Raw genomic sequence first — 8,946 nt, 5'->3', positions numbered from 1 at the left:
CCGCGCGGGCGCGCACGGCGACGCGGCCGTTGCAGTCGAGCGTCGCGGGGGCGTGCGGCTCGTCGCCGCCGGCGAGGCGGCCGATCGCCCCGGCCAGGAACGCGGCGTCGCCCGGGTCGATCGTCAGCCGGGTCGCGGCCGAGCCGGGGTCGGGCACGGCGTGCTCGACGCGCGGGAACCGGGCGTCGGCCTGGATCGCCGGGTGCAGCGTCCAGGCACCGGACCGCAGCACGACGTGGGACTTCGTCCGGGCGATCGCGACGGGGGCCTCGCGCGGCAGAGCCCTGCACGCGAACAGCGGGACGGCGCGCACGAGGAGGTCGTCGTCCCAGGGCATTCCGAAGCCGCCCTGCACGAACACCTGGCGGCCGTCGGTGGCGATGATTTCGGACGTCGACCCCCTCAGCAGGATGCAGTCGAGTGCGTGGCGGGCCGTCCGCCCGCCGGCCGTCGCGGCGGCCTCGGCCAAGGCCTCCAAGAGGCCCGGGAGACGCTCGACGAGGGCGGCGGGCGTCTCCGGAAAGGCTTGCGGCGCGACGTCCGGGACGGCGTATTCGCGCGACTGCGGGACGCCCCGGTCGTCCCAACGCGCGGTCGATCGCCCGGGGCCTGGCGATTCCAGCAGCACCGGAAAGTCGTCGCGGCCCTCGAAGTCGGCCAGGGCCTCCAGCGGGATCATGACGGACCCCTCCGCCCCGGAAACGCCCTCCAGAATGCATTCGACGGCCAGGTGGTCGAGGTGCAGCCGGACGCGCGACCCGCCGGCCGGGTCGGCGTCAATGACGATCGGGGGCGCCGGGCCGTTGCGGGCGAAGCCCAGCGTGCGGCGGCGGAGGACGGCCCGCAGGCGGCGGGCGTCGCGGCGGGTCAGGACGATCATGGCGGTCGACTCCGTGGGGTGGGCGATTAGCGTTAATCGGAAAGCGGCGGCAGAACCGGCGGCGCGGGCGGGCACCGAAAGGGCCCGCCCGACGCACCCGTCCTACGCCGCGTGGACGCGGCGGTGCGGCCGCCTCCCGGGCCCGGGGCCGGCGGCGTAGACGTCGGCGGCGGCGAACTCGAACTCCACGTCGCAGTCGCCGCATCCGGCGAGCGGGCGAGGGCCGGCGAGGCCGGCGGGCAGGGCGACGCCCCCGCCGCAGAAGGGGCAGTCGACGGCCAGGTGGAGGTCCTCGGCCTCCAGGTCGTCGGGCCGCCCGGCGCGGGCCTGGAAGCCGAGGCGGCGGATCACGGCGAGCGGCTCTCCGGTGCAGCGGGCGACGGTGCGGTCGAGCTGGGACTGGGTCACGGGGGCTCCTCTCGGGCGCGATGCGACCCCGGGCCCTCCGGCACGCCCGGCGGCTTCGGCGTCGCGTGGGTCGTGTTCGGACTTGGGGCGTCGCGCGGCGTGCGATCAGCCGGGAGGCGCGAGCCGGTTGGATTCCAGCCAGGCGACCTCGGCCGCCAGGGCCTCGCCCCGGCGGGCGAAGGGCCCGAGCGTCGGGCCCCCGCAGGGCGACAGGTCGGCCGTCCAGCGGCCCTCGGCGTCGGGCTCGACGCGGCTGGCGCGGGCGATCGCGGGGCGGCCGAGGGCGGCCAGATCGACGGCCTCGTCGTACACGGCCCGGACGACGCCGCGGGGGTCGACCACGATCCGCATCAGGCGTCCCCCGGCGCGGCCGCCTGCCGGAGGATGCGGCGGTGGGGCCGCTCGACCAGCATGCCGTCCAGGGCTGACTGGACCTGGGAGAGCTGCGTCGCCGCCCGCCGCCGCAGGTCGGGGGCCTCGCGCAGCTCCCGCGGGCCCACGCCCCGGACCGCCTGCCGCGCCCGCTCCACCAGCTCGTCGAGCTGGGCGTCGCTCCGGACGTTGAGCGCCCGGAAGCGGTCGAAGAAGCCGCACAGGTTCTCCACGGCGGAGTCGCGGAAGACCTTGGGCCGGCCGTCGTCGCCCGCGCCGTCGAGCCGTTCGGCGAGGTGCTCGACCAGGCGGGCGAACTCCTCGGCGAACGCCCGCTCGGCCAGCGCGACCGCCTCCTCGAACCGGGATTCCATCCGGGCCCGCTCGCGCTCGTACAGGTCGGGCGCGAGCCTCATGAGGTAGTCGGGCGGCTCCACCGAGGGGAAGTCGCAGGCGACGGCGAACAGCCCCACCAGGGTGGAAGGGTAGTCGGCCGGGTCGTAGAGGCTCCCGAGCCGGCGGGCGGCCGCACCCTTCAGCTCGCCTTAGCGGCGGTCGAGGTCGGCGACGGCGTCGTCCAGCTCGCCGCGGAAGCCGGCGATCCGGCGGGCGAACTCGTCGACCGCGTCCCGTCGGATGAGCCGGACGCCGGGCTCGGGGAACGGCAGCGAGACGTCGCGCCAGTACGAACGGATCCGGCCGCGGACGGCGGTGACGGCGCGGAAGGCCGGGTGCTTGACGTCGAGCAGCCGCTTGCCCGCCGAGAGGCATCCGCCCTCGGCGTCGAACGCCTCGGCGGCGCGGTCGCGCTGCGGGGCGGTGAGCGCCTTGCGCGTGCCCAGCCAGGTGAACGCGACGCGGGCGGCGGCCGTCTCGACCCGCAGCCGCCGGGCCGGCTCGCCGAGGCCGTCGACGGCGACTGATGAGATAACCGGGGGTCCTTCGATGCGGTCGAGCAATGTGGTCATCGAACCTCCTGGAAAGGGACGAGGCGGCCGGCCGTGCGGGCCGCCGCCTCGTGAAATGGTTCTCGTACAAGTCGTCGACCCGCCGGGAGAGCCCGGCGACGGAGGGTCAGTTGTCGGAGGGCTCGCACCGGCGGACCTGGCGGCGGGGCCCCTCGGGCGAGCCGACGCGCGAGTAGACGCCGGGCCGATCGGCGGCCAGGCAGCGGCCGGCGGCCCAGGACCGCAGCCGCTCGACCGACTCGCCCGCGGTGACCGCCACCGGGACGATGTTCCTCGCCGCCTCCAGGAGCGGGACGTCGAGCAGGGCCGCCAGCCGGCGGCACGCCCGGACCTCGGCCCCGGTCCAGTCGGCGTCGCGGGGGCGACGCTGCTCGGCGTCGAGCGAGAAGCGATCGATGTACATATTCCAGATCGCCTCCTTCTCGGCCGCGCCGGGCAGGTCGAGGAAGTAGACCGCGTCGAACCTCTCGGCGCGACTGAACTCGGGCGGGAGCTTCGAGACGTCGTTCGAGGTGCCGACGAAGAAGACGTCCGACTCGTGGTCGGACAGCCAGCTCAAAAGCGAGCCGAACAGCCGGGCACCCACCCCCGAGTCGCCGCGGCCGTCGGAGGAGCCGCCGGCGAGGGCCTTCTCGATCTCGTCGCAGAACAGGACGCAGGGGGCCATCGCATCGGCGATCCGCAACGCCTGCCTCACGTTCCGCTCGGTCTCGCCCACGAGGCTGCCGAGCAAGGCCCCGACGTCGAGCGTCAGCGTCGGCCGCCCCGTCTCGTTGCCGAGGGCTTTGGCGAACTGCGACTTGCCCGTGCCCGGCACGCCCAGCAGCAGGACGCCCCGGGCGCGGACGCCGGCCTTGCGGCCTGGCTGCAAGGCGCGGGAGCAGAACGCCTTGAGGGCGTCCAGGCCCCCCAGGTCGGCGAACGCCTCGCCGCCGCGGTGCAGCGTCAGCAGGCCGCTCTTCTTCAGCATGCCCGACTTCAGCTCCCAGAGCGGCCCGGCGGCGACGCGGCCGTGGCGGACGAGCGAGAGGCTGCAGGCCCCCTCGGCCTCGTACCGCGTCAGCCCCGCGGCCGCGTCCAGGACCCGGTCGAGCTCGTCCCCCTCGGGAAGCTCGCCCGGCTCGCAGGCGATCGAGCGGGCGATGGCTTCGAGCTGGCCGCGGCCGGGCAGGTCGTGCTCCAGGACGACGAACTGCTTCTCCAGCTCGACGGGCACCTGGACGACCGGCGACAGGACGACGACGAACGTGCGGGCCTGCTTGCCGGCGACGATCCGGGAGTCGAGGGCCTGGACGACCTCGGGGCTCCCCAGGAAGCGGTGGAAGTTGACCAGCACCAGCAGCGCCGCGCCGTCGGGAGCGGCCATGCCGTCCAGGGCCCGGATCGCCGCCAGCGGGTCGCCGGCGTCGATGGGGAGGGCGGCCTCGGCGTCGCCGCCGAAGACCCTGAGGCCCCCGTCGACGTCCCACGCGGCGACCGACCACCCGCGGGATCGGCACAGGTCGGCGATCTCGGCCAGGGCGTCCTGGTGCTCGGACGACCGGACCCAGAGCCCGGTGAAGCAGGCGCGCACGTACTCCTCAAGGCGCTCGGCGAGCGTCATGGAAGGCTCCTCGATGGTGTGGGGGACGTGGTCGTAGGAAGCGGGCGGCGAGGGATCGGGGGCGGGGTCAGGTGGACTGGTCGAGCCGCAGGCCGGCGCGTTGGTCCTGGTGGAACTCGGGCGTCAGACTCTCGGCCGTCCGCCGGCCCAGGGCCCGCTCGACGAACCGGCTCGCCTCGCGGCATTCGGATCCGGCGAAGCCTCGCGTGCGTACGGTCGTCTCGCCCCCGGGGCTGACCGTGATCTCGACGACCTTGCTCAAGACGCACCTCCGACCTCGATCGTGAGCCTGATGGAGCCGTCGGCCAGGGCGTGTTCGACCACGGCGTGGCCCCGCTTCCTCGCCTCGATCCGGGCCTTCTCGACCGCGTAACGTTGCATGAAGCGGTCGAGCTGGGCCCGCTCCCCCCAGGCCCCGCCGTAGTTGTCGTACAGGATGCGGCCGGCGGCCGCGTCGACGACCGCCGGGTAGCGCCAGCCGGGCAGCCGGACCAGCAGCCCGGCCGCCTCGCCGGAGAAGAGCTCGGCCGTCCCGCGGACCGGCTCGGGCAGGCCAAGCCGGCGGCAGGCGGCCGCGACCGCCTCGGGATCACGCACCTCGGTCTGGATCGTGACGATGTGGCTCACGGACATCCTCCCGCCGGAAAAAGTGTGGAGACGCCGTACCGGACGGCGGCTAGGTCTTTCACCACGGATTGATGACGCGAATTCGACGGTTTTTTAGCGGCGGACGAGCCTGCCTCGCCCGACGAGGCGCCCGCGAGCGATCCGGGGCCCGGATTCGACCCGAGCGAGTCCGTGGTTCGATGAGTCGAGAAGGCGGCCGGGGAGGCGGCGCAGCTCGTGGTCTTCCCGGAGTATCTGCCGGGCCGGGTCACCATCCCAGGCCCGCAGACGGGGCGGATCGCCGGGGCGGCGGCTGAGATCTACGTGGTCGTCGGCCGCCGGAAGGTCTTCGAGGACGAGAAGTATGCGAATACCGCCATCCTGTTCGACCGGTCGGGGAAGATCGCCGGCAAGTACGGCAAGGTCCACGCCGCCGTGGACCATGCCGAGGGCCAGCCGCCTTGGTCGAAGCCCCCGCAGGGGAAGGACGACGAGCGGTTCCCGACGAACGACCCCGAGTGGAAGATGGTGCGTGGGCGGCACTTCCCGGTCTTCGACCTGGACTTCGGCCGGGTCGGCGTCCTAACCTGCTACGACGGCCGGCTCCCGGAGACCCATCGCATCCTCTCGCTGTGGGGGGGGCCGAGATCCTGGTCTGGATCAACGATCGGAAGGGGACTTCATCGTCAAATCGGTGATGTTCCAGGACGAGGTGGCGATGGTCGCCACGAACCAGGCGTAAGGGGCGGGGACGATGATCGGCCGGTAGCCCGCCCAGATCCTCGCCGCCTGCACGGAGCCGAAGGAGGGCTACGTCACCGCTAAGATCGTTCTGAGGAAGGTCCGAATGGCCTGGCGGAACAGCCGGAACCTCCGGCAGCGAAGGCCCGAGGCTTACGGGGAGATCGTGAAGCCGATCGGCACCGGACGAGAGCCCGGTAGGTAAGGTCCATCACGAACAACCGGATCGTGGCGATCATCGATGTCGGTCGTCTCTGGAAGTGCTTCCGAACCACCGTCGCCCCGGCCGCCCAGTATCCTGCGGCTCATGGTCCTCCTCTCCACGTTCGATACCGGAGACGCATGGGATGACCGGACGGTCGAAGTCACCAGTTGAACCCAGGCCGTGTCCATGAGCCTCGACCGTACTTCGGTGCTCCAGAAGCTCGCTGATCTGGATCGGCGTGACCGGAAACGCCGGGTCTTCGGGGGATCCTCCCATGACTACAAGCTGAACTCGCCGCTCAGTATCTCGGTCATCGAGGAGTTCGAGCGGCGTCACGGCATGTCGTTGCCCGACGACTACCGATGCTTCATCACCGAGATCGGCGATGGGAGGCGGGGCCGTACTACGACGACCTGCCGTTCGGGAAGGATGACGACGACCGGGATTGGGCGGGCGGTGGGCTCGTCGGCGACCCCGGCACGCCGTTCCCGCACCAGGCCGCCTGGAACCTGCCCGATTCGTTCTGGGAGGGGGAGCCCGATTGGCCCGACGACGCACCGGCCGAGGAGCAGGTCCGGCTCATGGAAGCCTGGGACCGGGAATTGGAGGCGCACTCCTGGAACCCGGCGATCATGGCCGGGGCTATCCAGATCTGCCGCAAGGGGTGCGCCCTGCGGCAATGGCTCGTCATCCAAGGCGAGCGGCGTGGATTCATCTGGGACGACAAGCGGGTCGATCACGCCGGGATCGCCCCCGTGCTCGACGCATCGGGTCAGCCCGTGACCTTCACCGGCTGGTACACGGCCTGGCTCGACGACAGCCTCGGCGGGAAAAACGACCTGCCGACGCCGCCTCTCGTCCCCTGGTGGCGGCGTGGCCGGCGACCCATTCCTCGAAGCCGTCGAGGCAATGCGATGAAGCCCGTCTCGTTCTCCTGCCGAGAGACGCTGCCCTGCCCACCGGAGCGGATCGCCCGGCTGATCCTCGACCTCTCGCTCTGGCCGCAGTTCCGGGGATACGGAGTGCTGCCGGGCATCAAGTCCGCCGAGTTCGAGAGGCAGACGCCGGAGATCGTGGGGACCAGGATCAGAGTGGCGAACACCGATGGCTCGACGCACGTCGAGGAGATCGTCGAGTGGGATCCGCAGAGGCGGCTGATGCTCAGGATGGGCGACTTCTCGCCGCCCCTCTCCCGGCTCGCCACGCATTTCGAGGAAAGCTGGGATTTCTCTCCCGCGGTCGATGAAACCCAGGTCGTCCGATCCTTCGAGCTTCAACCGATGTCCGCCCGGGCCCGTCCGGTGCTGTGGATGATCTCGCTGTTCCTGAAGCGTGCGATCGACGGGCACCTGCGGGAGATGAGGGAAGCGATGAGCGGGGAGATGGACTGAGGCGTCGGTCTTTGCGCCCCCACGAGGAGACGGATCGGTCGGGTCATCGTCGCCCTGGTCGTCATCCTCGTCGCCGGGGCGACGACCAACCGCCTGTCGAGCCGACAGCGGACCATCCCGGCCCCGCCCGACTCGGAGATCGAACTGACGCTCAACCACGAAGGAACCACCTACAAGCTGTTCCGGGGCGACGTGTACGCGGTCGGTCCTCTCGCCGGTCGTCTCAGCTTCGTCGAGAACCTTTACGACCCGGACTTTTTGGCCAGGAACTGCGTCGTCGTCGCTGTCGTACCGGTCGGCGGCCACGCGGTCGATCCCGGCGACCTTCATCCGGAGGGCGTGGTACTGCAGCGCGTCGGGGTCGGCCGAGTCGCAGGGGCCGATCGGCGGGTAGTAATGCGAGGCGATCTGCCGCCCGCCCTGCGGGTCCGACCGCTCCGGGTCGAAGCGGCCCATGGTCCAGTGCCAGCCTCAGGACTCGCCGACCGGCTTCGCCTCGAACCAGGGCGAGTAGTGCGCCAAGATCAAGGGCCTCGGCTTCGGGGGCTCCCCGGCCCGGGCCACGGGGGACGAGATGTCGAGGAGCCAGATCAGGAGCACGTTGATGCCGATCCGGGGTGCCCTCGCGGCTCTTGCACGAGGGTCACAGATCCGTCGAAGCTGCTCCGGGCGGGCAGCGTCGCAACCGGCCGCCTCGACGCTCGTCCACGACGTGGCCGAGCGACCGGGCCGTCACCCGGCCTGATGTGCCCTCCGAGTGATCGAGCGGACGGGAGGGATTCCCGCCTCGCCCGCCTCCAGGCCCAGCTCGGTCATCATGTGCGACGTGCAGGCTTCCAGCCGAGGGCGGGATGCACGGCCGCACAACTCGGGCCGCCGTCCTTCCCCGCGCCCGGCAACCTGGCTTCGAGGACCAGCCCCGGGTCGGCCGCCACCCGCTCGATCATCTCCCACGTGATGCCGCCCAGCGGCACCTTGAGCCTCCGGCCCCACCCGCCGCCCGCCTGGCCCGCCGACTTGCCGATGTCGATGTAAAGGAAGCGACCCGTTGGAGGCCCCTGGGTCAGGGGGCCGAGGAAGGTCGGCGGGTCGACGCCACGGTCGCCCTTCGCCGTGACCGTGCCATCGAAGCGGAGGTCGTCCCCTGCGACCGCTGCGTCTCGATCGTCTCGTAGTCGGACCCTTTGCCGAGTTGCAGGCCGAAGTCGACGCCGGCGGGCGGGCTCTCCAGGACGATGCGGAGCCTCAGTTCTACATTCATTTGCGACTTCCCCCTTGGGGGCGGCCATCTTCGTCCTCGCCGCCCCGGCTCGCCGTCCCTACCTCAGTTGCAGCGCACGTCGCGGTGAACGCGGCCCTCGCGGACCCGGCAGGCCAACACGTGCCCGCCGAACTTGCGCGCGTCCGAGGGGAAATGCAAGTGGTATGCAGGGACGCTCACCCCCCCGACCCAGGCGGGGCGGCGGATGCCTGCGAATGCGCCGGCGAGGTCAAGGCCCGTTTCCCGGCTGAAGCTCACCGGCAAGCGGGGGGCAGGGGAGGGACGGACGCCGGGCCGATGGCGAAGGGCAAGGCCGAGTCGTCTCCCAAGGGATTTAAGGGCAACCGGTTCGTCGGTCGCAAGGGTGAAGTTCTACCAACGCCGACCCGGCGTGTCGGCCCAGAGGTCGCAACTGAAGCCCCGCTTCGCCCACTCCCCGGCGATCCGGCCTCGTTCGATCGGCCTCGTCGCTTCGTCGGCTCCGCTCGGACTTGGCGGCGCTGGTCGGGCT

11 protein-coding genes and 2 pseudogenes are annotated in these 8,946 nt (G+C 71.9%); 2 read left to right on the top strand and 11 right to left on the bottom strand.

The annotated features are described in order from the left end of the window. The 8 genes from G6O68_RS31025 to G6O68_RS30995 form a co-directional block, all read right to left on the bottom strand. A partial coding sequence (locus G6O68_RS31025) for a hypothetical protein (RefSeq protein ID WP_165253512.1) occupies positions 1-880 on the bottom strand: 880 nt, incomplete at its 3' end. A gap of 102 nt (positions 881-982) precedes the next feature. Next, positions 983-1,288 carry a hypothetical protein gene (locus tag G6O68_RS31020; protein ID WP_165253510.1) on the bottom strand — a complete coding sequence of 102 codons (306 nt, stop codon included), beginning with the start codon at positions 1,286-1,288 and terminating at the stop codon, positions 983-985. Positions 1,289-1,393: 105 nt separating this feature from the next. Continuing rightward, on the bottom strand, positions 1,394-1,639 hold the full coding sequence (locus G6O68_RS31015) for a hypothetical protein (RefSeq protein ID WP_165253508.1): 246 nt from the start codon (positions 1,637-1,639) through the stop codon (positions 1,394-1,396). Beyond that, on the bottom strand, positions 1,639-2,133 hold the full coding sequence (locus tag G6O68_RS32580) for a hypothetical protein (RefSeq protein ID WP_206108276.1): 495 nt from the start codon (positions 2,131-2,133) through the stop codon (positions 1,639-1,641). Before G6O68_RS32580 ends, G6O68_RS31015 begins: the two co-directional genes overlap by 1 nt. 72 nt (positions 2,134-2,205) lie before the next feature. Further along, entirely contained in the window at positions 2,206-2,628 is a 423-nt protein-coding gene (locus tag G6O68_RS32575; RefSeq protein WP_206108275.1) for a hypothetical protein, read from the bottom strand. Between the two features lie 106 nt (positions 2,629-2,734). Beyond that, positions 2,735-4,231 (bottom strand): AAA family ATPase, encoded by a 1,497-nt coding sequence (locus G6O68_RS31005; protein ID WP_165253506.1) that lies wholly within the window; start codon positions 4,229-4,231, stop codon positions 2,735-2,737. A 67-nt stretch (positions 4,232-4,298) separates the two neighbouring features. Continuing rightward, the gene (locus tag G6O68_RS31000) at positions 4,299-4,493 is read right to left on the bottom strand and encodes a DUF2997 domain-containing protein (protein ID WP_165253504.1); all 195 of its coding nucleotides are present in this window, start codon (positions 4,491-4,493) and stop codon (positions 4,299-4,301) included. Further along, positions 4,490-4,864, bottom strand: coding sequence for a DUF1257 domain-containing protein (locus tag G6O68_RS30995; RefSeq protein WP_390625409.1), 375 nt, complete (start codon positions 4,862-4,864; stop codon positions 4,490-4,492). Before G6O68_RS30995 ends, G6O68_RS31000 begins: the two co-directional genes overlap by 4 nt. A gap of 192 nt (positions 4,865-5,056) precedes the next feature. On the opposite strand from G6O68_RS30995, the pseudogene G6O68_RS30990 reads away from it, so the two are divergent. Continuing rightward, a pseudogene (locus G6O68_RS30990) lies at positions 5,057-5,662 on the top strand (carbon-nitrogen hydrolase family protein); the annotation flags it as partial. Between the two features lie 483 nt (positions 5,663-6,145). Next, positions 6,146-7,174 (top strand): SRPBCC family protein, encoded by a 1,029-nt coding sequence (locus G6O68_RS30985; RefSeq protein ID WP_165253498.1) that lies wholly within the window; start codon positions 6,146-6,148, stop codon positions 7,172-7,174. A gap of 471 nt (positions 7,175-7,645) precedes the next feature. On the opposite strand, the gene G6O68_RS33405 is transcribed toward G6O68_RS30985, so the two are convergent. The 3 genes and pseudogenes from G6O68_RS33405 to G6O68_RS33745 form a co-directional block, all read right to left on the bottom strand. Beyond that, the gene (locus tag G6O68_RS33405) at positions 7,646-7,774 is read right to left on the bottom strand and encodes a hypothetical protein (RefSeq protein ID WP_261345625.1); all 129 of its coding nucleotides are present in this window, start codon (positions 7,772-7,774) and stop codon (positions 7,646-7,648) included. 215 nt (positions 7,775-7,989) lie between these two features. Then, positions 7,990-8,435 (bottom strand): annotated as a pseudogene (locus tag G6O68_RS33750) (DUF5990 family protein). A 63-nt stretch (positions 8,436-8,498) separates the two neighbouring features. After that, entirely contained in the window at positions 8,499-8,693 is a 195-nt protein-coding gene (locus G6O68_RS33745) for an acetolactate decarboxylase (protein ID WP_165253496.1), read from the bottom strand. Positions 8,694-8,946: the final 253 nt, after the last annotated feature.

The sequence above is a fragment of the Paludisphaera soli genome (assembly GCF_011064595.1).
Lineage (GTDB): Bacteria > Planctomycetota > Planctomycetia > Isosphaerales > Isosphaeraceae > Paludisphaera > Paludisphaera soli.
This window is presented reverse-complemented; position numbering and strand designations above follow the sequence as displayed.